22 protein-coding genes are annotated in these 23,795 nt (G+C 75.6%); 11 read left to right on the forward strand and 11 right to left on the reverse strand.

Annotated features, from left to right (window positions below; all coding sequences use genetic code 11):
- The first annotated feature begins 5 nt into the window (after window positions 1-5).
- Window positions 6-2,177: a 3-hydroxyacyl-CoA dehydrogenase NAD-binding domain-containing protein gene (locus ACFVHB_RS20610; protein WP_380323906.1), complete on the forward strand. Its 2,172-nt coding sequence runs from the start codon at window positions 6-8 to the stop codon at window positions 2,175-2,177.
- 117 nt (window positions 2,178-2,294) lie between these two features.
- On the opposite strand, the gene ACFVHB_RS20615 is transcribed toward ACFVHB_RS20610, so the two are convergent.
- Both ACFVHB_RS20615 and ACFVHB_RS20620 read right to left on the reverse strand, forming a co-directional pair.
- Window positions 2,295-3,047 carry a MerR family transcriptional regulator gene (locus ACFVHB_RS20615; RefSeq protein ID WP_380323909.1) on the reverse strand — a complete coding sequence of 251 codons (753 nt, stop codon included), beginning with the start codon at window positions 3,045-3,047 and terminating at the stop codon, window positions 2,295-2,297.
- A gap of 175 nt (window positions 3,048-3,222) precedes the next feature.
- Complete coding sequence (locus tag ACFVHB_RS20620; RefSeq protein ID WP_380323912.1) at window positions 3,223-4,314, reverse strand: isopenicillin N synthase family dioxygenase; 1,092 nt, start codon at window positions 4,312-4,314, stop codon at window positions 3,223-3,225.
- A 512-nt stretch (window positions 4,315-4,826) separates the two neighbouring features.
- On the opposite strand from ACFVHB_RS20620, the gene ACFVHB_RS20625 reads away from it, so the two are divergent.
- Window positions 4,827-5,339 (forward strand): SgcJ/EcaC family oxidoreductase, encoded by a 513-nt coding sequence (locus ACFVHB_RS20625; RefSeq protein WP_380323915.1) that lies wholly within the window; start codon window positions 4,827-4,829, stop codon window positions 5,337-5,339.
- Here the strand turns inward: ACFVHB_RS20625 and ACFVHB_RS20630 are convergent.
- Both ACFVHB_RS20630 and ACFVHB_RS20635 read right to left on the reverse strand, forming a co-directional pair.
- Complete coding sequence (locus ACFVHB_RS20630; protein WP_380323918.1) at window positions 5,302-6,765, reverse strand: ATP-binding protein; 1,464 nt, start codon at window positions 6,763-6,765, stop codon at window positions 5,302-5,304. The genes ACFVHB_RS20625 and ACFVHB_RS20630 overlap by 38 nt on opposite strands.
- Window positions 6,762-7,484 (reverse strand): response regulator transcription factor, encoded by a 723-nt coding sequence (locus tag ACFVHB_RS20635; RefSeq protein ID WP_380323921.1) that lies wholly within the window; start codon window positions 7,482-7,484, stop codon window positions 6,762-6,764. The genes ACFVHB_RS20630 and ACFVHB_RS20635 overlap by 4 nt, the downstream gene beginning before the upstream one ends.
- 163 nt (window positions 7,485-7,647) lie before the next feature.
- Between ACFVHB_RS20635 and ACFVHB_RS20640 the strand changes: the two genes are divergently transcribed.
- Window positions 7,648-8,088, forward strand: a complete 441-nt coding sequence (locus ACFVHB_RS20640; RefSeq protein ID WP_380323923.1) for an SgcJ/EcaC family oxidoreductase — start codon at window positions 7,648-7,650, stop codon at window positions 8,086-8,088.
- 56 nt (window positions 8,089-8,144) lie between these two features.
- On the opposite strand, the gene ACFVHB_RS20645 is transcribed toward ACFVHB_RS20640, so the two are convergent.
- Window positions 8,145-9,044: an oxygenase MpaB family protein gene (locus ACFVHB_RS20645; RefSeq protein WP_380323926.1), complete on the reverse strand. Its 900-nt coding sequence runs from the start codon at window positions 9,042-9,044 to the stop codon at window positions 8,145-8,147.
- Between the two features lie 282 nt (window positions 9,045-9,326).
- Between ACFVHB_RS20645 and ACFVHB_RS20650 the strand changes: the two genes are divergently transcribed.
- A complete protein-coding gene (locus tag ACFVHB_RS20650) occupies window positions 9,327-9,818 on the forward strand; it encodes a hypothetical protein (protein ID WP_380323929.1) in 492 nt (163 codons plus the stop codon).
- 61 nt (window positions 9,819-9,879) lie between these two features.
- On the opposite strand, the gene ACFVHB_RS20655 is transcribed toward ACFVHB_RS20650, so the two are convergent.
- Window positions 9,880-10,347 carry a carboxymuconolactone decarboxylase family protein gene (locus tag ACFVHB_RS20655; RefSeq protein WP_380323932.1) on the reverse strand — a complete coding sequence of 156 codons (468 nt, stop codon included), beginning with the start codon at window positions 10,345-10,347 and terminating at the stop codon, window positions 9,880-9,882.
- A gap of 360 nt (window positions 10,348-10,707) precedes the next feature.
- On the opposite strand from ACFVHB_RS20655, the gene ACFVHB_RS20660 reads away from it, so the two are divergent.
- The 3 genes from ACFVHB_RS20660 (at window position 10,708) to ACFVHB_RS20670 (ending at window position 16,836) form a co-directional block, all read left to right on the forward strand.
- On the forward strand, window positions 10,708-11,457 hold the full coding sequence (locus ACFVHB_RS20660; protein WP_380323935.1) for a hypothetical protein: 750 nt from the start codon (window positions 10,708-10,710) through the stop codon (window positions 11,455-11,457).
- A 1-nt stretch (window position 11,458) separates the two neighbouring features.
- Window positions 11,459-13,483 carry a hypothetical protein gene (locus ACFVHB_RS20665; protein WP_380323938.1) on the forward strand — a complete coding sequence of 675 codons (2,025 nt, stop codon included), beginning with the start codon at window positions 11,459-11,461 and terminating at the stop codon, window positions 13,481-13,483.
- Between the two features lie 113 nt (window positions 13,484-13,596).
- Window positions 13,597-16,836: an error-prone DNA polymerase gene (locus ACFVHB_RS20670; protein ID WP_380323941.1), complete on the forward strand. Its 3,240-nt coding sequence runs from the start codon at window positions 13,597-13,599 to the stop codon at window positions 16,834-16,836.
- Between the two features lie 79 nt (window positions 16,837-16,915).
- On the opposite strand, the gene ACFVHB_RS20675 is transcribed toward ACFVHB_RS20670, so the two are convergent.
- Entirely contained in the window at window positions 16,916-17,752 is an 837-nt protein-coding gene (locus tag ACFVHB_RS20675) for a TIGR03084 family metal-binding protein (protein ID WP_380323944.1), read from the reverse strand.
- A 143-nt stretch (window positions 17,753-17,895) separates the two neighbouring features.
- Between ACFVHB_RS20675 and ACFVHB_RS20680 the strand changes: the two genes are divergently transcribed.
- Window positions 17,896-18,672, forward strand: coding sequence for a LuxR C-terminal-related transcriptional regulator (locus tag ACFVHB_RS20680; protein ID WP_380323947.1), 777 nt, complete (start codon window positions 17,896-17,898; stop codon window positions 18,670-18,672).
- On the opposite strand, the gene ACFVHB_RS20685 is transcribed toward ACFVHB_RS20680, so the two are convergent.
- From ACFVHB_RS20685 to ACFVHB_RS20695, 3 genes are all read right to left on the reverse strand, one after another.
- Window positions 18,665-20,197 carry an AMP-binding protein gene (locus ACFVHB_RS20685; RefSeq protein WP_380323950.1) on the reverse strand — a complete coding sequence of 511 codons (1,533 nt, stop codon included), beginning with the start codon at window positions 20,195-20,197 and terminating at the stop codon, window positions 18,665-18,667. The two genes, ACFVHB_RS20680 and ACFVHB_RS20685, sit on opposite strands and share 8 nt — an antisense overlap.
- 68 nt (window positions 20,198-20,265) lie before the next feature.
- The gene (locus ACFVHB_RS20690) at window positions 20,266-20,637 is read right to left on the reverse strand and encodes a MerR family transcriptional regulator (RefSeq protein WP_380323953.1); all 372 of its coding nucleotides are present in this window, start codon (window positions 20,635-20,637) and stop codon (window positions 20,266-20,268) included.
- A gap of 28 nt (window positions 20,638-20,665) precedes the next feature.
- Window positions 20,666-21,457, reverse strand: a complete 792-nt coding sequence (locus tag ACFVHB_RS20695) for an SDR family NAD(P)-dependent oxidoreductase (protein WP_380323956.1) — start codon at window positions 21,455-21,457, stop codon at window positions 20,666-20,668.
- 156 nt (window positions 21,458-21,613) lie between these two features.
- Here ACFVHB_RS20695 and ACFVHB_RS20700 point away from each other — a divergent pair, with 156 nt between their 5' ends.
- From ACFVHB_RS20700 to ACFVHB_RS20710, 3 genes are all read left to right on the forward strand, one after another.
- Window positions 21,614-22,075, forward strand: a complete 462-nt coding sequence (locus ACFVHB_RS20700; RefSeq protein WP_380323959.1) for a group II truncated hemoglobin — start codon at window positions 21,614-21,616, stop codon at window positions 22,073-22,075.
- On the forward strand, window positions 22,072-22,644 hold the full coding sequence (locus tag ACFVHB_RS20705) for a GNAT family N-acetyltransferase (RefSeq protein ID WP_380323962.1): 573 nt from the start codon (window positions 22,072-22,074) through the stop codon (window positions 22,642-22,644). Before ACFVHB_RS20700 ends, ACFVHB_RS20705 begins: the two co-directional genes overlap by 4 nt.
- 100 nt (window positions 22,645-22,744) lie before the next feature.
- Window positions 22,745-23,125 (forward strand): VOC family protein, encoded by a 381-nt coding sequence (locus tag ACFVHB_RS20710; RefSeq protein ID WP_380323965.1) that lies wholly within the window; start codon window positions 22,745-22,747, stop codon window positions 23,123-23,125.
- A gap of 7 nt (window positions 23,126-23,132) precedes the next feature.
- On the opposite strand, the gene ACFVHB_RS20715 is transcribed toward ACFVHB_RS20710, so the two are convergent.
- Window positions 23,133-23,726 (reverse strand): maleylpyruvate isomerase N-terminal domain-containing protein, encoded by a 594-nt coding sequence (locus ACFVHB_RS20715; protein ID WP_380323968.1) that lies wholly within the window; start codon window positions 23,724-23,726, stop codon window positions 23,133-23,135.
- Window positions 23,727-23,795: the final 69 nt, after the last annotated feature.

The raw sequence follows: 23,795 nt of genomic DNA on the forward strand, positions 1-23,795 counted from the left end.
CGAACATGAGTGACACCACCACCATCCGCTGGGAGCAGGACCAGGACGGCGTCGTCACCCTCGTCCTGGACGACCCCACCCAGTCCGTCAACACCATGAACGAGGCGTTCACGGCCGACCTCGACGCCACCGTCGAGCGCCTGGCCGGCCTCGGCGACGAGCTGCGGGGCGTCGTCATCACCTCGGCGAAGAAGACCTTCTTCGCCGGCGGCGACCTCAGGATGCTCTCCGCCGCCCGCCCCGAGGACGCCGCCGCCGTCTTCGAGAAGTCCATGCGGATCAAGCGCTCGCTGCGGAAGCTGGAGACCCTCGGCAAGCCGGTGGTCGCCGCCCTCAACGGCAGCGCCCTCGGCGGCGGGCTGGAGATCGCCCTCGCCTGCCACCACCGGATCGCGCTGAACACCCCGGCGAGCCGGATCGGCCTGCCCGAGGTCACCCTCGGCCTGCTCCCGGGCGGCGGCGGGGTGGTGCGCACCGTGCGGCTGTTCGGCATCACCGACGCCCTGCTGAAGGTGCTCCTCCAGGGCCGGCAGTACCGGCCGGCGCAGGCGCTCCAGCACGGCCTGGTGCACGAACTCGTCGACACCCCCGAGGAGCTGACCGCCCGGGCGCGCGCCTGGATCGAGGCCAACCCGGCCGCCGTCCAGCCCTGGGACGTCAAGGGCTACAAGATCCCCGGCGGTACCCCGGCCACCCCCGCGTTCGCCGCCAACCTGCCCGCCTTCCCGGCCAACCTGCGCAAGCAGCTGGCCGGCGCGCCCTACCCGGCCCCGCGCAACGTGCTGGCGGCGGCGGTGGAGAGCTCCCAGGTGGACGTCGACACGGCGATGGTGATCGAGGCCCGCTACTTCACCGAGCTGGCCTGCGGCCAGATCAGCAAGAACATGATCCAGGCGCTCTTCTTCGACATGCAGGCGGTCAACTCCGGGGCCGGGCGGCCGGCGGACGTCGAGAGGCGGACGGTCCGCAAGGTGGCCGTGCTCGGCGCCGGGATGATGGGCGCGGGCATCGCCCACACCTGCGCCAAGGCCGGCATCGAGGTGCTGCTCAAGGACGTCACGCTGGAGGCCGCCGAGCGGGGGAAGGCCTACTCCGCCGGGCTGCTGGAGAAGGCGGTGGCGCGCGGCCGCTCCACCGAGGCGCAGCGCGACGAGCTGCTCGCCCGGATCACCCCCACCGCCGAGGCCGCCGACCTGGCCGGCTGCGACGCGGTGATCGAGGCCGTCTTCGAGAACCCCGAGCTCAAGCACAAGGTGTTCCAGGAGATCGAGGGCGTGGTGGCGCCGGACGCGCTGCTCTGCTCCAACACCTCCACCCTGCCGATCGGCCTGCTCGCCGAGGGCGTCCAGCGCACCGCCGACTTCATCGGCCTGCACTTCTTCTCGCCGGTCGACAAGATGCGGCTGGTGGAGATCATCCGCGGCCCGCAGACCGGGGACGAGGCGCTCGCCCGCGCCTTCGACCTGGTCCGGCAGATCGACCGGACGCCGATCGTGGTCAACGACTCGCGCGGCTTCTTCACCTCCCGGGTGATCGGCCAGTTCATCAACGAGGGCGTCGCGATGGTCGGCGAGGGCGTCGACCCGGCGTCCGTCGAGCAGGCCGCCGCGCAGGCCGGCTACCCGGCCAAGGTGCTCTCGCTGCTGGACGAGCTGACGCTCACCCTGCCGCGCAAGATCCGCGACGAGTACCGGCGCGCGGCCGAGGCGGCCGGCGGCACCTGGACCGCCCACCCGGCCGACGCCGTGGTGGACCGGATGGTGGACGAGTTCGGCCGCCCCGGCCGCAGCGGCGGCGCCGGGTTCTACGAGTACGGCGAGGACGGCCGGCGCGGGCGGCTCTGGCCGGGGCTGCGCGAGCACTTCGGCCGCCCCGACGTCGAGGTCCCGTTCGAGGACGTCAAGGAGCGGATGCTCTTCAGCGAGGCGCTGGACTCGGTCCGCTGCCTGGAGGAGGGCGTGCTCACCTCGGTGGCCGACGGCAACGTGGGCTCGATCCTGGGCATCGGCTTCCCGGCCTGGACCGGCGGCGTGTTCCAGTACATCAACGGCTACCGGGGCGGCCCGGCGGGCTTCGCGGCCCGCGCCCGCGAGCTGGCCGCCGCGTACGGCGAGCGGTTCGCGCCGCCCGCGCTGCTGGAGCGGATCGCGGCGGAGGGGCGCACGTTCGGGGACTGACGCGGGCCGGCCGGGCGGGGGCGCGCCGCCGTGCGTGCGCCCGCCCGGCTCCGTACGGCTGTGCGGCCCCGCCCGTCTCCGTGCTCCTGTGCGTGCGCCGCCCGGCTACGTGCCCGGTTACGCGTCCGTCCGCTCGCCCGCCGGCTCGCCCAGCCCCTCGCCGAGTTCCTCGCGGAGGTACCGCTGGAACGCGGTGACCAGGGCCTGCGCCACCATCGGCTGGATGTGGTCGGTCAGCGCCTTCATCCGCTCCAGCTCGGCCGGGGCCGGCTCGCTCTCCCGGTACGGCTTCCACACCGTCTCGCGGAACAGCCGCTGCAACTCGTGCGCCGTCGCCCGGCTGTGCTCCACCACCACGGCGCGGGCCGCGAGCAGCGTCTCCAGCGGGATCGGCACGTCCAGGATCCGCACCCCGAGCGGCAGCAGCCCCGGATCGACCCGGAACACCTCGGCGTCCGCCGTCCGCTCCAGCGCGCCCATCGCGGCCAGCCGGTCGAGCTGGTCCTCCGACAGTGCCCGCCCGGCCCGCCGCTCCAGCTGCCCCCGGCTCACCCGCTCCGGCGCCTCCGGCGTCCACGACGCCACCAGCGCCCGGTGGATCGCCAGGTCCAGCGGCGTGCTGTCCTGCGGCAGGCGTGCCAGGTAGCGCTCGATCGCGGCCAGCGTCAGGCCCTGTCGCTGCAGTTCCTCGATCAGGCCCAGCCGGTCCAGGTGCTCCGCCCCGTACAGGCCCACCCGCCGGGGCCCCAGCTCGGGCGGCGGCAGCAGGCCCTTGGTGCCGTAGAACCGCACGGTGCGCACGGTCACCCCGGCCCGGGCCGCCAGCTCGTCGACCGTCAGCCGCCCCTCCACGCCCTCGCGTGCCCCCATCCGCCGCCTCCGCCTCCGTAGCACCACCACTGTGACAGCAGCAGTGTGACAGTGCTGGCCCGCCCGGGTCCACCACTGTCCGGGGCCCCGGGGAGCCGGGGGAACGCCGACGCCGGCCAGCCCCGGGCGACGGGGCGGGCCGGCGTCGGATCGGCGGGGGTGCTCGCGGTCCGGCTCAGGAGCGGGCCGGTCCGGCGGCGTCGACCAGCTCGGGGTGGTGGCGGCGGGTGACCTCGGGATGCGCCCGGGTGTAGCCCTTCCACTCGTTGAGGCCGAACTCGGCGAACAGCGGGTTGGCCGGGTCCTGGGTGGCGCCGGGGGCGTGGTGGGCGAGCGGGAAGTCGAGCGGCTCGATGTGGGCGTCCAGACGCGGGTTGTAGAAGAAGGGGACCGAGAACCGCTCGCGGGCGCCGGGCGGGCTGACCACGCGGTGGCTGGTGGCCTTGAGGTACCCGTCGGTGGCGACCTCCAGCAGTTCGCCCAGGTTGACCACGAAGGCGCCCTCCATCGGCGGGACCTCCAGGAAGCTGCCGTCCGGACGCTCCACCTGGAGGCCGCCGACGGTGTCCTGGAGCAGGAGGGTGATGAAGCCGTAGTCCTTGTGCGCGCCGACGCCCTGGCCGGCGCCGTCGGGGGCGGTGCCCGGGTAGCGGACCAGCTTCAGCCGCAGGTGCGGGTGGCCCGCGAAGGCGTCGTCGTAGAAGTCCGGGCGGGCGCCGATCGCGCTGAGGAGCTCGTGCAGCAGCCGCCGGGCGACCGCGCCGAGCCGGTCGATCCAGCCGAGCGCGGCGGTCCGCAGCTCGGGGAGCGCGTCCGGCCACTGGTTCGGGCCCTCCAGCCACCAGTACGGCGGCTCGCCGCGGGCCGGGACGTGCGGAGGCAGCTCGGCGCCGATGTCCAGCTGGTCGCGCCAGTCCTGGCTGCCGCCGGTGCGCTCGTCACCGGTGCGGGTGTAGCCGCGGTAGTGCGGGGAGTTGAGGTTGCTCACGGCGAGCCGGTCGGCCTCGGGCAGGGCGAAGAAGGCCCGCATCGCCCCGGTGAGGGCGGCCGTCTCGGCCGGGGTGATGCCGTGCCCGACGAGCTGGAAGAAGCCGACCCCGGTGGCCGCGGCCCGCAGCTCGTCGTGCAGCCGGAGCCGGTCGTCGGCGCTGCCGTCGGCGAGCGAGAGGTCGATCACCGGGAGGGCGTCGGCGGGGGCGTCGGCGGGGGCCTTCGAGGGGGCGTCCGCGAGGGTGGACGGGGTGCTGGAGGAGTGCTGCTGCGACATGGGTGACATCCGCTGGGTCTCGTCCCGACCGGACCCGGTGATCGACCGGGGGCGCCGGGGCCACGCCTGGTGCGGCGGGTGCCCGGGGGCCGGGAAGGGGGACGCGGCCGGGTGGGGGCCGCGCTGAGGGTGGGAGGCGCGAGGTTCAGCCGGAGCGTCGACAGGACATGCTCGTCACGCGGAGCAGGTCCACGTGACGGCGGCGAACGAGTATGAGCACGTCACCAGCCTAGATGACGGTCGGATGGGCGGGGAGACCCGGGGGTGACGCTCTTGTCATGTGCGCCGCAATTGGCTGAACCGGGCCCCCGCCCTCCGCCCCGGAACCCGGCCTTCCGGGGCCGCGGGTCGAGCCGGCCCGGGCGCGCGGAGCCTCCTGGGGCCGTCGTGTCCCAAGCGGTTTTGGCCGAGCCTTGTCCGTGCCTTTGCCGTGCGCTGTACGGGTGCTAACCCGCCCCCCGCGAGAGTGAATCCACGTCAGGCACCGACGAACCTCCGGAGCAGGAGCACCGATGAACCCCAGGATCCGCACGCGCGCCGCGATCGCCACGGCCGTCGCCGTCGCCGCCGTCGGCACCTTCACCGCCGGCGTCGGCGTCGCCCAGGCCGGGGACGGGCAGAGCCGGCGCGGCAAGGTCACCGAGCGCGAGATCGCCGGCCTCTTCGACCAGTGGAACGCCGCGCTGCAGACCGGCGACCCGGAGAAGGTCGCCGACCGCTACGCCCCCGACGCGGTGCTGCTGCCCACCGCCTCGCCGAGGATCCGGACCAGCCACGCGGAGATCGCGGACTACTTCGAGCACTTCCTGCAGAAGAAGCCGCGCGGCGAGAAGGTCCGCTCGGTGATCAACATCCTGGACGCCGACTCGGCGATCGACGCCGGTGTCTACCGCTTCCACCTCACCGACCCGGTGACCGGCGCCGCCCGGACGGTCGAGGCCCGCTACACGTACGAGTACGAGAAGCGCGGCGGCAAGTGGCTGATCGTCAACCACCACTCCTCGGTGCTGCCGGCCGAGGGCTGATCGCGGCCCCACCCCGCCCGTTCGGCCGCGGCACGGTCCGCAGCCCGATCCGGACCGCCAGCCCGCCGCCGGGCGCGTCCCGGAGCGCGACCGTGCCGCCGTCGTCCGTCACCAGCTGCTTGACGATGGCGAGGCCGAGGCCGGACCCCGACCGCCCGGTGAGCCCCTGGCCGCGCCAGAACCGGTCGAACGCCCGGGACTGCTCGGCGGCGGACATGCCCGGGCCCTGGTCGAGCACCTCCAGCACCGTCTCGTCCCCGGCCGCCGCCTCCAGCCGGACGGTGATGGTGCCGCGGTCGGGAGAGACCTCCAGCGCGTTGGAGAGCACGTTGTCCAGCACCTGGTCGAGGTTGCCGGGGCCGGCCAGCACCCGCGGGCCCTCGCCGCCGTCCCCGGTCAGGGTGATGGTGACGCCGCGCTCGTCGGCGGCCGGCCGCCAGACGCTCAGCCGCTCCTCGACCAGCTCGCGCAGCGCCAGCGGCTCCGGCGCCGAGGCCTTCGCCTCGGCCCGGGCCAGCACCAGCAGCCCGCTGACCAGCCGGCTCATCCGGACCACCTCGGCCGTGGCCTGCTCCACGTCCTCGCGCACGAACTCGTCGTCCACGCCGTCGGCGATGTTGTCGAGGGAGAGGCGCAGCGCGGTCAGCGGGGTGCGCAGCTGGTGCGAGGCGTCCGCGACGAAGATCCGTTGTGCGGCGACCAGGGTGTCAAGCCGCTCGGCGCCCTGGTTCAGCGTCCGGGCCAGGGTCTGCGTCTCCCGCGGGCCGGTGACGGGGGAGCGGGCGGTGAGGTCCCCGTCACCGAACCGGCTGGCCATGGCGTTGAGCTCGCGCAGCGGCTTGGTGAGCAGCCGGGCCACGATCGCGCCCAGCCCGGCGGCCGCCGCGAGCACGCCGACGGCGAGGACGGCGCGGAAGCCCCAGATCCTCCAGAGCCGGTCGCTGAGGCCGGCGGTCGCGTAGCGGATCCGGACCGCGCCGACGATCCGCCCGCCACCGCTCCCGTCCGCCGGACCGGTCGCCCCCGGGCGCGCGTGCGCGGGCACGGTGACCACCAGTTCCGGGCCCCAGACGAAGCTCGAACCCCAGTCCGCCGTGCTCCGCCCGTCCCGCAGCGCCGCGGTGAACGCCCGGTCCGCCGGGTGGGCCGGCAGCGGCAGCGGCGGGACGGCCGCCCCGTCGGCGGCCACCACCTCGACCGTCCCGGGCGTCTCGTCCGCGTAGGCCCCCGCGACCCGGGCCAGCGCCTCCCGGGCGGGCGCGTCGCCGTCCCCGAGCAGCAGCGCCATGGTGGTCGCCTCGCGGCGCACCGACTCCACGGTGTCGCCGCGCAGCTGGGTGGTGAGCGTGAACGCGACGGGCACGGTGAACGCCGCCAGCGCCACGCCGACCAGCAGGACGTAGCTGACGATCAGCCGGCGGATCACGACGCGGTGCCCGCCGCGGGCTCGTCAAGGGCCGGGGCGGCGGGTGCCGCCGGCGCCCCGACCACGAGCCGGAAGCCCACCCCGCGGACCGCCTCGATCGCCACCGCCCCCGCGAGCTTGCGCCGCAGCGCCGCCACGTGCACGTCCAGCGTCTTGGTCGGCCCGAACCAGTTGGCGTCCCAGACCGCCTCCATGATCTGTTCGCGCGACATCAGCGCGCCCGGCTCCTCGGTGAGGAAGGCCAGCAGGTCGTACTCCTTCGGCGTGAGCGCCACCTCGGCGCCGTCCAGCCGCACCCGGGCGGCCTTCCGGTCGACGGTGAGCCGGGCGCCGTACCGGTCCGGGCCGCCCGTCCGGTGCTCCTCCGGCCGGACCCGCCGCATCACCGCCCTGATCCGGGCGATCACCTCGCGCACCCCGAACGGCTTGGACACGTAGTCGTCCGCCCCGATCTCCAGCCCGACGACGCGGTCCGTCTCGTCGCTGCGCGCGCTGATCACGATGATCGGCACGTCCCCGCGCCGGCGCAGCGCCCGGCAGACGTCCAGCCCGTCGGTGTCCGGCAGCCCGAGGTCGAGCAACACCAGGTCGTAGGGCGCGGCGACGGCCAACGCCGCCGTCCCGGTGGTCACCCACGCGACCTCGAACCCGTACCGCACCAGCCCGCGCCGCAGCGACTCCGCGACCGGCTCATCGTCCTCCACCAGCAATACACGCACGGGCCGAACCCTATTGACCCGCTCAGCGGGCCCGCACACCGCCACCCGGGCCCGGCCCGGTCGCCCGGCCCGGTCGCGCGGCCTTCCGGTCGGCGGTGCGGCGTGCCCCGGGTCGGCTCCCGCCCTTGACCTCAAGCGCAGTTGAGGTTCCATCATGTTCTCCATGACCACTGTGAACGCCGGTACCACGCACACCACCGACACCGCGGACGCCGCCGAGATCGAAGCCGTCGAGCAGGTCGTCGCCACCGTCCAGCACGCCCAGGTCAACGAACTCACCGAGGAGTTCATCGGCCTCTTCCGCGAGGACGCGATCTGGACCACCGGTCACGGCAAGCGCCTGACCGGCCGGGAGGAGATCGCCGAGTTCACCCGCGAGGTGCTCCCCGGCACCTTCGCCGGCACCGGCAACACGGCCAGCTACGAGGTCGTGCACGTCCTCTTCATCCGGCCCGACGTCGCGGCCGTCAAGGTCCGCCAGCGCTACCTGGGGCCGGACGGCGAGCAGATCGGCGACGAGGGCAGCCCGCTCTACGTCATGGCCAAGGAGGACGGCCGCTGGCTCCTGACCGCCTGCCAGAACACCGTCGTCCTCTCCTCCTGACGGCTGCCCGTCCGGCCGGTCACCGCGGGCACCGGGGACCGGCGGGCGGCGGGCGGTCAGTCCTCCGCGCGGGCCTCGGCGGCCTCGGCGGCACCGGCGGGGCGGCCGGCGTGCGGGAAGGGGCAGCCGCCGGGCGACGTGCCGGGCTTCTCCTCGAACGTGCCGAGCTCGCCGATCCGGTAGCCCCCCGGGTAGCCGCGGACCTGGCGGCCGTCGCGGGCGAGGAAGGGCTTGCGGCGGGGCGGGAGGAGGCGGACGAAGCGGCCGCGCAGCCGCATCCCGGTGCGGACGGCGCGCCGCAGGGCGGCGGGCGGGGCCGGGTAGCCGAAGGCCTCGCGCAGCGGGTCGTCCAGGAGGCAGAGCGAGGAGGTGCGCATCGAGGGGCGCAGCGGGGCCGGGTACCAGGAGGCCATCAGGCCGAGGGTGGCGTCGGAGACGTCGCGGCCGCCCCGGTCGTGGCCGAAGTGGGCGCGCTCGTAGTCGTCGAGCAGCCGCTCGAACTCCGCGAAGGTCTCCGGGATGCCGCTCAGGCCCATGTGGCGGCCGAGCTCGCGGTAGTAGTTGGTGGTGGCCCGGATCTCGTGCGGCGAGTACGGGCGCCAGCCGTAGTCGTCCAGCCAGCGCTTGGGGACCACGACGAAGGTGGCGAGCACGTACAGGAAGTCGTCGTCGGAGATGTCGTACCGGCGGTGCATCTGGTTCATCCGCCGGATCGCCTCGCGCCCCTGCTCGGAGGCGAAGCCGTGCTCGATCACGGCCTCCAGGATCAGCACGGTGTCGTCGTACCGCTTCTGCGGTCGCCGGGTGAACTCGCCGGTCTCCGCGAGCAGCCGGCCGATGCTGGGCACGGCGTAGGTGCGGTAGAGCGCGAAGCTCAGCGACTGGGTGGTGTCCCAGGGGAACTCGTACCAGCTGCTGATCCGGTAGATCTCGGTGAACTCGGTCTCCGGATCCATGCGCTGAATCTTCTTCAGCCAGTCGTATCGCTGCACCCGCCCGACCCTAGGGCGCTGGTCAGGGGCCGGTCAATGCGCCCGGCCGCCTGCCGGGCGCGGGGCCCGGGGCGGTCGGCGGGTGGTGGTGGCGAGGCCGTCTCGCAGGCGGCGAGGACGAGCCGGACGCGGTCGCGGGCGCCGGGTTCGCCGAGCGGGCGGGCCACGGGGGAGCCGGGTGGCGCCCGGTGGCGCACCCGGCGGTGACGAATTGCGAAACCCCCGTCGCCGTGGGTAACTCGTCTCATGATCAGAAAAACCGTGCGCGCGCTCTGCGCCGCCTCCGTCGCCCTCGCCCCGCTCGTCCTCTGCGCGACGCCCGCCCACGCGGTGTCCTCGTGCACGGTCAACGGGATCCCCGCCTCCGGCCCGGTCATCTCGGGCACGCCCGGCAGCGACTTCATCCGCTGCGCCTACGTCGGCGCCGGCGACACGGTCAACGGCCTCGGCGGCAACGACCGCATCGTGGTCACCGGCCCCATGGCGGGGACCGTCGACGGCGGCCTGGGCAGCGACTACATCTCCACCGACGACGGCGTCTCCGGCACGATCATCGGCGGGGACGGCTCCGACTTCATCGTGGTGAACGGCACCGTGGCCTCCACCGGCGTCGTCAACGGGGCGGCGGGCAACGACTACCTGCGGACCGGCTTCAACAACGGCGTCGTGGACGGCGGCACCGGGTTCGACTCCTGCCGCGTGAGCGGCGGGAACGCCCCGATCCATTGCGAGGCCTGACGGCGGGCCCTGGTTCCGCGGCTCCGGGACGCACCGGACGGTGGCCTGGTCGCTCCGGCGATCAGGCCACCGGCGACGCCGGGGCCCCCGTCGCGTGCTCCCCGACCGGCAGCAGGCCGCGCTCGCCGAAGACCTTCTTGGCGACGAAGGTGGCGTTCAGCGCCTTGGGGAAGCCGCAGTAGACGGCGGAGTGCAGCAGCGCCTCGACGATCTCCTCGGGGCCGAGGCCGACGTTGAGGGCGGCGTTGACGTGGACCTCCAGCTGGGGCTCGCAGCCGCCCAGTGCGGTGAGCATGCCCAGGGTGACCAGCTGCCGGTCCCGCGGCGGCAGGCCCGGGCGGCTGTAGACCTCGCCGAAGCCCCAGGCCACGACCTGGTGGGCGAGCTCGGGGCTGACATCGGCGAGCGCGTCCACCACCCGCTGGCCGCCCTCGCCGTCGACGCGGGTGAGCATCGCCATGCCCCGGTCGAAGCGGTCCTGCCGGGTCTCGGCGGCGGTCTCGGCGGTGGTGGTCGTGGTGGGGCTCATGGGATCCGTCCGTTCTCGGTCTGCTCGCCCTCCGGCCGGTCGGCCGGAGGTCATGGCATGACCGTAGAACTTCGAGTGCGCTCGAACTCAAGCCTGATCCGCGCGAGCCGGACGGGTCCTGGTCGAGCCGGCGCCACCAGGGCCCTGGCGGCCCCGGCCGCGGCACCTCGGGCACGACCGCGACGAACCGGCTCGACCGGGCCGTCGTCGCGCGCGTTCGCCCGGGCGGCGACGCGTTCGGCGGCCTCCCGGCGGGGGTCGGCCGGCCGCCATCGCTCCGACGGAGCGCGACGGAGCGTGACGGGTGGGGTGGGCGATTCGGACTTGAATCTTTGCGAACGAATGTTCGATCCTGAGGGTGTGCCTGTTTTCGAACCCGCATTCGAACCCATCGCCGGGCGGCAGCCGCTCCGGCCGGTGGTGACGGCGGCTGCCCTGGAGGGCGCGACCGGGCGCCGGGGGCTGCTGCCGGTGCTGCCGGCGTTGCGGGAGGTGCTGCCGGAGGGCGGCCTGCGCCGGGGGACGGCGGTGTCGGTCGGCGGTGGGGACCTCGGCCTGCTGCTGGCCCTGGCGGCCGGGGTGCGGGAGTCGGACGGCGGGTGGGCGGCGGCGGTCGGGCTGCCGGAGCTGGGGCTGGCCGCGGCCGCCGGGTACGGGCTGGACCTGCGGCGGCTGCTGGTCGCGGACGACCCCGGGCCGCACTGGGCCGAGGTGGTGTCGGTGCTGGCCGGGGCGGTCGAGCTGATCATGCTGCGCCCGGACGGGCCGGTGGCGCCGAAGCCGGCCGCCCGGCTGGCGGCCGTGCTGCGGCGCAGCGGGTGCGTGCTGCTGGTGGCCGGGCCGTGGCCGGGGGCGGAGCTGCGGCTGGGGGTGCGGTCCGGGCGGTGGTTCGGGCTGGGGGACGGGCACGGGCAGCTCACCGGGCGGCAGGTGGAGGTGGTGGCCGAGGGCCGCGGTTCGGCGGTGCGCGGACGCACCGCCCGGCTCTGGCTGCCGGACGAGCACGGTGCGGTGCGGGCGGTGGCCGGGGCCACCGGGACGACCGGGGTGGGGGAGGACGTGGCGTCGGGGGCCGCCGGGGCGGGCCTCGAACGCATGGCGGTGGTGTGAGGTGACCGACAGCGGAACGGCCGGAACGCCGCGGGTGCTGGTGGTCTGGTGCCCGGACTGGCCGGTGGTGGCCGTCGCGACGCCCTCGGACGGTGCCGACGCCCCCGTGGCGGTGGTGGCCGGCGGGCGGATCCTGGCCTGCTCGGGGACCGCCCGGGCGGCCGGGGTGCGGCAGGGGCAGCGGCTCAAGCTGGCCCAGCGGCTCTGCCCGGCCCTGGAGCTGCGGGACCGCGACCCGGAGGCGGAGACCCGGCGGTTCGAACCGGTGGTCGCGGCGGTGGAGGCGTTCACGCCGCGGGTGGAGGTGCTGCGCCCGGGCCTGTGCGCGATCCCGGTGAAGGGGCCGAGCCGCTACTTCGGCGGCGAGGAGGCACTGGCGGCCAAGGTGCAGGGCGCGGTGGCGGCCGCCCTGGCCCGCCCGGCGGCCGGGGACGGCCGGCCGGACGGCGACGAGGCGGACGGCGGTGTGGCGGACGGCGGTGTGGCGGACGACGGCGGGCCGGAGGGCATCGGCGCGCCGTCGTGGCCGCAGGACCAGCCGGCGGACGCCGACCCGGCAGGCCGGCCGGGCCGGCCGCACCCGGCGCCGGCCGCCGCGCCCGCGCACCCCGCCGCGCCCGCGCACCCCGACGCACCCGCCCACCCCGCGGACGCCGACCCGGCCCGCGCCCACCGCCGGACCGCGACCGTGGACGAGCTGTTCGACGCCGCCCCGGCGGCCCGGGACGGCGCGCGGGGCGGGTTCGCCCGCCCCCCGGCGTACCCGCTGGAGGCCCGTCCGGGAACGGCCGCCACGCCCGCCCCGGCCGCCCACGCCCACGGCACCGCGCCCCACGGCCAGGTCGGCGTCGCCGACGGCCTGTTCGCCGCCGTGCTGGCCGCCCGCGCCGGGGTGCTGGTGCCGGCCGGGCGGACGGCGGAGTTCCTCGCGCCCTACCCGGTGGCCGCGCTCGGCGACGAGGTGTTGGCGGAGCTGCTGGACCGGCTCGGCCTGCCCACCGTCGGGGCGTTCGCCGCACTGCCCGCCGAGTCCGTCGCGGACCGGTTCGGCCCGTCCGGCACGACCGCCCACCGGCTGGCCCGGGGCCTGCAGCCGCGCCCGCTGGTGCCGCGGACGGAGGGACCGGACCTCTCCGTGGAGCAGCGCTTCGACCCGCCCGAGCCGCTCGCCGAGCCGCTGGTGTTCGTCGCCCGCACCCTGGCCGAGCGGCTGCACCAGCGGCTGGCCGGAGCGGGGCTGACCTGCCAGCGGGTCGCCGTCGAGGTGTCCTGCGCGGACGGGCGGACCGTCTCGCGGCTCTGGCGGCACGAGGGCCGGCTGTCGGCGACGGCGCTGGCCGAACGCGTCCGCTGGCAGCTCCAGGCCTGGCAGGGCGCGGGCACCTTCCACCCCGCCGCCGCGGCGGACGCCACCGCCGGCCCGGCGGACCGCCCGGCGACCGGTACGGCGGACGGGGCCGACGTCGGCTTCACCGCCCTGCGCCTCGTCCCCGACGACCTCACCCCCGACCAGGGCCGCCAACTCGCCCTCTGGGGCCAGGCGGTCGCGGACGACCGGGTGGAGCGCGCGGTGGCCCGGGTGCAGGCGGTGCTCGGACACGCCGGGCTGCGCCGGATCGAGCCGGCCGGCGGGCGGGGGCCGGCCGAGCAGGCGGTCCGGGTGCCCTGGGGCGAGCCGTACGACCCGGCGGCGCCGGCCGACGCGCCGTGGCCGGGCCGGCTGCGCGACGTCTGGCCGGCGGTGGTGCACCGCACCCCGGTGCCGGTCGCGGTGCTGGACGCGGAGGGGCGGCCGGTGCGGGTGGACGGCCGGGCGGGGGTGTCGGCCCGGCCGGCCCGGGTGGCGGTCCGGGGGCGGGAGCTGCCGGTGGACGGCTGGACCGGGCCCTGGCCGGCCGTCGAGTACTGGTGGGACCAGGCGCTCGCCCGCCGTCGGGCGCGCTTCCAGGTCACGGTGGCGGACGGCCGCGCGCTGCTGCTCACGGTGGAGGGGGGTGAGTGGTTCCTGGAGGCCGGCTACGACTGACCGGCCCACCGGCCGGACCAGGGCACCGGCCGGACCAGGGCACGAACAGCACGGACGACGAACAAGGGGGGCGGAACAAGGCACGACCGAAGGCAACAGAGGCAACACCCCCGATGGGATTCACCAGCCACTCCACGCTCCCCTGGAGCGAACTGCACCGACGCCTGGCCGGCGGCCGGCCGGGCCCGGCGGGCGGCGAGGTCGTCCCGCTGCGCCGTCACTCCGCGGCGCCCGACGCCCCCGCCCGGCCCGCCGACCCGGACGGCGGAGCCGCCCCGGCCTGGGCCGAGCTGCACGTCCACTCCGCCTTCAGCTTCCTCGACGGCGCCAGCGACCCCGAGGAACTGGTCGCGGAGGCCGCCCGGCTGGGCGTCGAGACGCTCGCCCTGACCGACCACGACGGCCTCTACGGCGCGGTGCGCTTCGCCGAGGCGGCCCGGGAGGCGGGCGTCGGCACGGTGTTCGGCGCCGAACTGACGCTCCGGCGCGAACAGGAGCACCTGCTGGTCCTGGCCCGCGACCCGGCCGGCTACCGCCGCCTCTCCGCGGCGATCGGCGCCGCCCAGCTGGCGGGCGGGGCCAAGGGCACCCCGGCGTACGACTTCGCGGCGCTGGCCGACGCGCACGACGGCCACTGGGCGGTGCTCACCGGCTGCCGCCTCGGCCGGGTGCCGGCCGCGCTCGCGGGCGGCCCGGCCGGGGCGGCCGAGCGCCGGCTGCGCACCCTCACCGAGGCGTTCGGGCGCGAGAACGTGTACGTCGAGCTGATCGACCAGTGGCTGCCCGGTGACGACCGGCGCAACGACGCGCTGGCCGCGCTCGCCGCCGGGCTGGGCCTGACCACCGTCGCCTCGACCAACGCCCACCACGCCGGCCCGGCCCAGGGCCGGCTCGCCCAGAGCCTCGCCGCCCTGCACGGGCGCCGCACCCTGCAGGACGCGGCGGGCTGGACCCAGGCGGCCGGCACCGCGCACCTGCGGTCGGGCCGCGAGATGGCCGCCCGGCTGGCCCGCTTCCCCGGGGTCCGGGAGGCCACCGTCGACCTGGCCCGGGCCTGCGCCTTCGACTTCACCAGGCTGGACCCGGAGCTGCCCGGCTTCCCCGTCCCGCCCGGCCAGACCGAGATCGGCCTGCTGCGCGCGCTGGTCGCCGAGGGCGGCCCGGTCCGCTTCGGCCCCGGCAACGGGCCCGCCCGCCGGCAGCTCGCCCGGGAGCTGGACGTCATCGAGGACCTCGACCTGGCGGGCTACTTCCTGATCGTCCACGACATCGTCGACTTCTGCCGCCGCGAGGACATCTGGTGCCAGGGCCGCGGCTCGGCGGCCAACTCGGCGGTCTGCTACGCGCTCGGGATCACCGCCGTCGACCCGATCCACTACAAGCTGCTCTTCGAACGCTTCCTCTCCACCGCCCGCGACGGGCCGCCCGACATCGACCTCGACATCGAGAACCGCCGCCGCGAGGAGGTCATCCAGTACGTCTACCGCCGCTACGGGCGCGAGCACGCCGCCCAGGTCGCCAACGTGATCACCTACCGCCCCCGGCTGGCGCTGCGCGACGCCGCCCGGGTGCTCGGCTACCCGCAGGGCCAGGTGGACGCGTTCAGCCGGCAGGCCGACTTCCGCTCCGCGCCCGGCGCGGACGCCGTCATCCCCGCCGACGTGCTCGCCCTGGCCGGACAACTCCACGGCCTGCCGCGCCATCTGGGCATCCACTCCGGCGGCATGGTGCTCACCAAGGAGCCGATCGCCGAGATCTGCCCGACCGAGTGGGCCCGGATGCCGGGCCGGTCCGTGCTGCAGTGGGACAAGGACTCCACGGCCGGCGCCGGGCTGGTCAAGATCGACCTGCTCGGCCTCGGCATGCTCGCCGCGCTGCACGACACCTGCGACCTGATCGCCGGACACCACGGCGTGCGGCTCACCCTGGCCACCATCCCGGACGACGACCCGGGCGTCTACGCCATGCTGCGCCGGGCCGACACGGTCGGCGTCTTCCAGGTCGAGTCGCGCGCCCAGATGGCCACCCTGCCGCGCCTCAAGCCGGACCACTTCTACGACCTGGTGGTCGAGGTGGCCCTGATCCGCCCGGGCCCGATCCAGGGCGGCTCGGTCCACCCGTACCTGCGGCGCCGGGCCGGGGTGGAACCGGCCGGCTGCCCGCACCCGCTGATGGAGAACGCGCTCGGCAAGACCCTCGGGGTGCCGCTGTTCCAGGAGCAGATGATGCAACTGGCCATCGACTGCGCCGGGTTCACCCCCGCCGAGGCCGACCGGCTGCGCCAGGCGATGGGCGCCAAACGCTCGCACGAACGCGTCGCCCGGCTGCGCGAGCGGCTGCTGACCGGCATGGCCGGACGCGGCATCCCGGAGGACGTCGCCGAGGACGTCTACACCAAGATCGAGGCCTTCTCGAACTACGGCTTCCCGGAGAGCCACGCGATCAGCTTCGCCTACCTGGTGTACGCGAGCGCCTGGCTCAAGTACCACTACCCGGCGGCCTTCACCTGCGCCCTGCTGGGCAACCAGCCGATGGGCTTCTACTCCCCGCTCAGCCTGATCTCGGACGCCCGGCGGCACGGCGTCCGGATCCGCGGGGTGGACGTCAACGCCAGCGGGCCCCGGCCCACCCTGGAGCCGTACCGCGGGCCGACGCCCGCCCCGCCGCTCACGGCCGGCAAACCGCAGCCCGCCATCCGGCTCGGCCTGGAGACCGTCCGGGGCATCGGCACCCCGCAGGCCGAGGCCATCGCGGCCGGGCAGCCGTACGCGGACCTGGAGGACTTCGCCCGCCGCACCGGCCTGCCCGCGCCGGTGCTGGAGGCGCTCGCCACGGCGGGCGCGTTCGGCTGCTTCGGGCTGGGCCGCCGGCAGGCGCTCTGGGCGGCCGGGGCGTACGCGGGCGTCTCGGCGGCGCTGCTCCCCGGCACCACGCCCGGCACCGAGGCGCCACCGCTGCCGGAGCTGACCCCGGTCGAGGAGACCATCGCCGACCTCTGGGCCACCGGCACCTCCGCCACCAGCCACCCCGTCCAGCACCTGCGCGCCCACCTGGAACGCGGCGGCGCGCTCACCGCCGCCCGACTGCCGGACGTGCCGCCCGGCACCGCCGTGGTGGTCGGCGGCCTGGTGACCCACCGTCAGCGGCCGCCGACGGCCGGCGGGGTGCTCTTCCTCAGCCTGGAGGACGAGACGGGACTGATCAACGTGATCTGCAGCCGCCCGGTCTGGGAGTCCCAGCGCCGCACCGCCCTCGACCGCGCCGGCCTGCTGGTCCACGGCCACGTCGAACGCGACCGCGGCGCCACCAACCTGGTCGCCACCCGCCTCAGCCCGCTACGCCTGGGGCTCTGAACGCCTGGGGCCCTGAGGACGGACAGCGGGCGGGGTCGGGATCGCGCGGCGCGGCCGTGGGGCGCCGCTCCGGTACGGGTCAGCCGCCGGCGGACTCCGCCTCCCGTCCCTTCCCCGGGGCGCCCGCGAAGACCTGGGCGATCGGCAGCCAGGCCGACGCCGTCGCGCCGACCGCCGTCAGGGCCAGGTCGTCCCGGTGCCGGCGCTGGGCCACCAGGAGGCAGAAGTCGAGGGCCGGGCCGGTCACCCGGTCCGCCGCGTCCGCCGGGCCGAAGACCCACGACCCGCCGTCCGGGGAGGTCAGTTCCACCCGGACCGGGGCCTCCGGGGCGGGCAGGCCGTGCAGCGAGAAGGCGAACCCCATGGTCCGCACCCCCAGGTGCGCGATGTGGCGCAGCCGGGCGGTCGGTTCGCGGACCACGCCGAGGGCGTCCGCGACGTCCTGGCCGTGCGCCCAGGTCTCCATCAGCCGCGCGGTGGCCATCGACGGGGCCTTCATCGGCGGCCCGAACCAGGGCAGCTTGACGTCGCCGGGCACCGCGGCCAGGGCGGCGAGCAGGCGCTCCCGCCCCGCCCGCCAGCGGGCCAGCAGCGCCGCCGGGTCCTCGGTGGCGCCCTGCGCGGCGCCCTCGTCCACCGGGTCCAGGCCCGCCGAGAGCAGTTCGCCGAAGACCCGGCCGGTCTCCGCGACGAAGCCCTCCGGGTCGCGCGCGGAGAGTCCGGCCCAGTCGTCCGTCCAGGCCAGGTGGGCGATCTGGTGCGCGATCGTCCACCCCTGCGCCGGGGTGTCCGCCGCCCAGCCGTCCGGCTCCAGCCCGGCCACCAGGTCGTCCAGCACGGCGCTCTCCGCCCGCAGGTCGTCGAGCAGCCCGGCCAGGACGCCGGCGGCGCGGGGCTCCTTCGGTTCGGTCGTCATGGACTTCCCTCTCGCCTCGATGGTGACTCACCGGTAACCAGGCCCCGCACCCTACGCCGCGCCCGTCGCGGCCACCCCGGACTCCGTCGAAAACGCACGTCACGACTCTCGCCACCGGTCCCGCCGCGTGTGAGAATCGCGCGGTGACGAGGGCTGCGGACACCGACACCCGGTCCGGCGGGGCCGACGACCTGGCCGCGCGCGCCGCCGAACTGGTCCGGGACGCCGTGCTCGGGGACCTCGCCCGCCGGGTGGTCGCCGACTGCGGCGCCGACGTCGGCCTGGTCGGCGTGCCGCACCCGGGCCGCGCCGCGCGGGAGCCGGACGGCATGGTCCTGCGGCACTGGGCCGGCACCCGGGCCGACCTGCTGCACGACCTCGTCGTCCCGGCCGGGACCGGCCTCGGCGGCCGGGCGCTGGCCGAACGCGCTCCCACCTGGGTGCCCGACTACCGGGCCGCCACCACCATCTCGCACCACTACGACGCCGCCGTCACCGCCGAGGACCTCTACGCGATGCTCACCGTCCCGCTGGTGCACGGCGGCACGGTGCACGGCGTGGTGTACGCGTCGCTGCGCTCGGTGGTGCCGTTCGGCGACGTCCGGATCGCCGCCGTCGGCAGGCTCGCCGCGGCCGCCACCCTGGCCCTGGCCGGCGCCGCGGCCTGGAGCGGCCCGGCGGGCCGGAGCGCGCTCCCCTCCACCCCGCTCACCCGGCGCGAGCACGAGGTGCTCCGCTGGGCGGCGACCGGCCGGACCAACCCGGAGATCGCCGCCCAGCTGGGCCTCACCCGCAACACCGTGACCGGCTACCTGAAGGGCGCCATGCACAAGCTCGGCGTCCGCAACCGGACCGAACTCGCGCTGGTGGCACGCGAGTCCGGCCTCCTGGAGGCGGCCCGGGCGGCGAGGGTCAGTTGACGTTCCGCTCCCGCCCCGCCCAGTACGGCTCGCGGAGCCGGAACTTCTGCAGCTTGCCGGTGGTGGTCCGCGGCAGCGCGTCCCGGAACTCCACCGAGGTGGGCGACTTGTAGCCGGCCAGCCGCTGCTTGCAGTGCGCGATGAGCTCGGCCTCCGTCGCCTCGGACCCGGGCTTCAGGATCACCAGCGCCTTGACCGTCTCGCCCCACTTCTCGTCCGGCACGCCGATCACCGCGACCTCGGCCACCGCCGGGTGGCCGTACAGGCAGTCCTCCACCTCGATCGAGGAGACGTTCTCCCCGCCGCTGATGATGACGTCCTTCTTCCGGTCCGAGATGGTCAGGTAGCCGTCGGTGAGGGTGCCGCCGTCCCCGGTGTGGAACCAGCCGTCCCGGATCGCCTCCGCGGTCGCCTGCGGCTGCTGCCAGTAGCCGTCGAGCACCACGTTGGAGCGGACCAGCACCTCGCCCTGCCCGTCCACCCGGACCTGGTTGCCGAGCGCCGGCGAGCCCGCCTGCACCAGCTTCTCGGCCCGTTCGGCGGCGGACAGTCCGTCCCACTCGGCGCGGGAGCGGTTGACCGTCACCACCGGCGAGGTCTCGGTCAGGCCGTAGATCTGCATGAACTCCCAGCCGAGCTCCTCCTCGATCCGCTGCACCACCGGGGTCGGCGGCGGGGCGCCGGCCACGATCATCCGCACCTTGTCCCGGCCGGGGACGGGCCCGTCCCAGTCGGCGGCCGCGTCCAGCACCATCTGGACCACCGCGGGCGCGCCGCACAGGAAGGTCACCCCGTGCCGCTCGATCCGGCGCAGGATCTCGGCCCCGTCCACCTTGCGCAGCACGATGTGCTGCGCGCCCAGCCCGGTGAGCGAGAACGGCAGGCCCCAGCCGTTGGCGTGGAACATCGGCAGGGTGTGCAGGTAGACGTCCCGGTCGCTCGCCCCGAAGTGCAGGCCCATCAGCGTCGCGTTCAGCCAGATGTTCCGGTGGGTGAGCTGAACGCCCTTGGGGCGAGCGGTGGTTCCGCTGGTGTAGTTGATCGTCGCGGTGTCGTTCTCGCCGATCTCGTACCGGCGCGGCTGCCGGTCGAAGTCGTACAGCAGGGCGTCGCTGTCCGCGCCGAGCACGAACGTGTGCTTGGCGGTCACCCCGGCCAGCGGCTCGGCGAGTTCGGGGTCGACCAGCAGCACGGACGCGCCGCTCTGCTCGACGATGTACGACACCTCCTCCGCCTTCAGCCGGAAATTGACCGGCACCAGTACCCGGCCGTACCCGCTCACGCCGTACAACGAGGTCATCAGCCGGGCCGAGTTGTGCGACACGACGGCGACCCGCTCGCCCGGCCCGACGCCCAGCCGGTCCAGCCCGGCCGCCTGCGCGCGGGCCAGTTCGGCGACCCGGCGGTACGTCAGTTCGCCCCAGGACTCGGCGGGCTGCACGGGTTCGTCGACGATGCCGACCCGGTCGCCGTAGACCAGCTCGGCCCGGTCGAGGAAGTCCATCACGGAGAGTGGAATCTGCATGCGCCCACTGTCCTCCGACCGCCGCCCGCTGCACACCCCCGATCGGGGGTGTCACCCGGCCGGGCCGCTCAATCCGCCGGAGGCCGCTCCGCGGCCCCGGCCGCCGCCAGCGCCGCGACCAGCCGGTCCCGGGCCTCGGTCTGCGCGGCGATCCGGCGTTCCAGGACGGCCAGCCGCTCCCGGGCGATCCGCAGCGCGGTGGCGGACGGCGGGCCGGCCAGCACGTCGCCGTCCAGGCAGGGCAGGAAGAGCCGCACGTCGTCCAGGGTGAGCCCGGCGGCCAGCAGGCCGCGGATGTTGCGGACCCGCACCACCGCCGCCCCGTCGTACTCCCGGTAGCCGTTGGGCGCGCGGGAGGAGTCGAGAAGCCCGGTCTGCTCGTAGTGGCGCAGCGCCCTGGCCGTACTGCCGGTCGCCCGGGCCAGCTCCCCGATCAGCACCGCTCCCCGCCCCCGCCCTCCGCCCGGATCACGCCACGACGGCGCCGCCGTCCACCGGCAAGACTACTCCGGTGACGAACGAGGCCTGCGGTGAGGCCAGTTGGACGATCGCCCAGGCCACCTCGGCCGGCTCGCCGATCCGGCCGAGCGGGGTGTGGGCGATCTGCCACCGCCGGGTGGCCGCCCGCTGTTCCGGGCTGAACCCGGAGTGGTCCGCGATCGGTGTGGCGACCGCGCCGGGCGCCACCGCCACCACCCGGACGCCCCGCGGCGCCAGCTTCACCGCCCAGCTGCGGGTGACCGTCTCCAGCGCGGCCTTGCTCGCCGCGTACACCGAGTTGGTCGGCCAGCCGCGCTGTCCGACGGCGGTGCTCACGTTGACGACCACGCCCCGGCTCTCCGTCAGCGCGGGCAGGGCGGCCTGGCCGAGCAGGACGGGTGCCACCAGGTTGGTCGCCAGTACCGCCTCGACGCCGTCCCGGGTGTACGCGCCGAGCCAGCCGAACGGGGCGATCGCCGCGTTGTTCACCAGGACGTCGAGGCGCCCGAACCGCTCCAGCGCCCACCGGACGATCTCCTCGGGTCCGCCCGGGGCCGTGACGTCCCCGACCAGCGGGTGGATCCGCCCGGGGTGGCTGCGGGCGGTCTCCGCCAGCGGTTCGGCCCGCCGTCCGACCGCCACCACGGTGACCTCCGGCCCCTGGGCGGCGAAGGCCCGCGCGGTGGCCCGGCCGATCCCCGTGCCCGCGCCGGTGACCAGCACCACCCGGGGCGCCGCGCCGTCCTGCCGGATGTCCTGTCGAGTGCTCTCGTCGTTCATGGGCGTCAGCCTCCGACCCTGACACCAGCGTCAAGGTCAAACCGGGAGCCCAGGCTCCACTTGCTGAGCCGGGCGCGAACGCCCGCTCCGACGGACGGCGCCCGGCTCCGGCGGCTGCTAGGAAGGGACCCACGTACCCACGCACGGGGAGAACACATGAGCGACGAACGGTCCGAGAGCCTGTACGACGCCGTCGGGGGCATCGAAGCGCTCCGCAGGCTGAGCAACACCTTCTACGAGGGGGTCCTGGCCGACCCGGTGCTGGCACCGGTGTTCGCGAACTTCACCACCACCCACATCGAGCACGTCGCGGTCTGGCTGGCCGAGATCTTCGGCGGCCCCGCCCGGTTCACCGCCGAGCTCGGCGGTCACCAGAGCCTGCTCCGCGCGCACCTGGGCCTGGCCATCACCGAGCAGCAGCGCGGCCGCTGGATGGAGCTGATGGGCGCCGCCGTACGGAAGGAGCTGCCGGACGACGAGCTGCTGCGCCGGCGGGTGCTGGAGTACTTCGACTGGGGCACGAAGATCGCCGAGGACGTCTCGGCGGCGCCCGTCGGCGCGGACCTGGGGGATCCGGGCCCGACGCCGCGCTGGGGCTGGGAGGGTCTGAAGAAGTGACCCCGACAGTCGAACTCCCCGCCGCCGAAGGCCTGTTGCTCCGGCCGTTCCGGGACGAGGACGCGCCCGCCCTGATCGAGATCCACCGGGACGAGACGCTGCGCCGCTTCACCCGGACGCCGGTGACCGACCCCGACGAGGCCGCCCGCTGGCTCGACCTGCAGTACCGGGGCTGGGCGGACGGGGTGCGGTACAGCTTCGCCGTCCTGGAGCCGCGGGCCTCCGGGCCGGCCGAGCTGGTCGCCAACGTGGCGCTCAAGCGCGGTGCGCCCGGCGGCCCGGTCGCCGAGGTGGGGTACTGGACGGCGGCGGCCGCGCGGGGCCGGGGCCTGGCGCCCCGCGCACTGGAGGCGGTCACCGGTTGGGCGTTCGCGGCCTTCGCCGCCGATGGGCTGGTCCGGCTCGACCTGCTGCACCAGGTGGACAACGCGGCCTCCTGCCGGGTGGCGGAGAAGACCGGCTACCGCTTGCGGGAGGTGCTCCCGGCCCTGCCGCCGGAGTTCCCGCTGGACGGCCACCGGCACAGCCGCGGCGCACGCGCCGCCGAGGTCCGACCGCCGACGGCCTGACCGGCGACGGTGTGACCCGCCGATGGTGCGAACGCCGACGGTGTGACCGGCGACGGTTAATGCCTGGACCGGGAGGGGGAAGCGGGCCAGAGTGGCCCTCATGGCTTCTCTTGTGCGACACGTGACGATCGACTGCGCCGACTCCTACCGGCTCGCGCGGTTCTGGGCCGAGGTGCTGGACGCCAAGGTCAGCGACGAGGACGGACCGGGCGATCCGGAGGTCCTGGTGGAGTCGCCGGGCGGCGGGCTGCTGTTCATCCAGGTGCCCGAGGGCAAGACCGTGAAGAACCGCGTCCACCTGGACCTGCAGCCGCAGGACCGGACCCGGGACGAGGAGGTCGAGCGGCTGCTCGCCCTGGGCGCCACCGTCCAGGGCGACCACCGCACCCCGGACGGCAAGGGCTGGGTGACGATGCTGGACATCGAGGGCAACGAGTTCTGCGTCGAGCGCAGTGCCGCCGAGCGGACCGCCACCGCCTGACCCCTGCTCAGTCCGCCCGCACGGCCGTCCGCCAGGTCCACGAGACCTTGCGCGGGCGGCCGTTCAGCTCTCCGCGCCCGGTGTGCCAGAGCAGGACGTCGGCGGGGTCGCCGGGCGGGGCGTCGGGGGCGAGCCGGGCCAGCACGGCCGCGCTGAGCCCGGCCGGCGGCCGCCAGGGCAGGCCGAGGCCGAGGGCGATGTCGTGGGTGTGCAGCAGGATCTCGGACACCCCCATGGCGGCGAAGCCGGGCGGGTCGAACGGGCCGAAGTGCCAGGCCCGCAGGTCGGGCGGGGCGGCGTCCAGGGCGGTGGCCAGCAGCTGCGCGCAGGCCGTCACGACCGTGAGGACCTCGGCGGGCCCGGCCGCCGGGCGCACCGTGAGGTCGAGCGGCAGGTACCCGTCGGCGGGGCGGGCGGCGAGCTGGCCGGCGTAGGCGAGCAGGTCGTGCGCGATGTGCGCGGCGGTCTCCCGGCAGCTCCACTCCAGCGATCCGGCCGGCGCGTCCCAGTCGTGGCCGTCACCGGTGGGCGGGCCGAGGACGTGCAGCAGCTCGCCGAGCGCCGCCCGGACGTCGTCACCGTTCATGGCTCCCGTGTTCATGCCTCAGCCTTTCACCGGGAACGCCCCGAGGGGCGGGTTCGCGTCGTGCGCACGACGCGAACCCTCCCC

The organism is Kitasatospora sp. NPDC127111, from assembly GCF_042677465.1.
In the GTDB taxonomy this organism is placed as follows: Bacteria; Actinomycetota; Actinomycetes; order Streptomycetales; family Streptomycetaceae; genus Kitasatospora.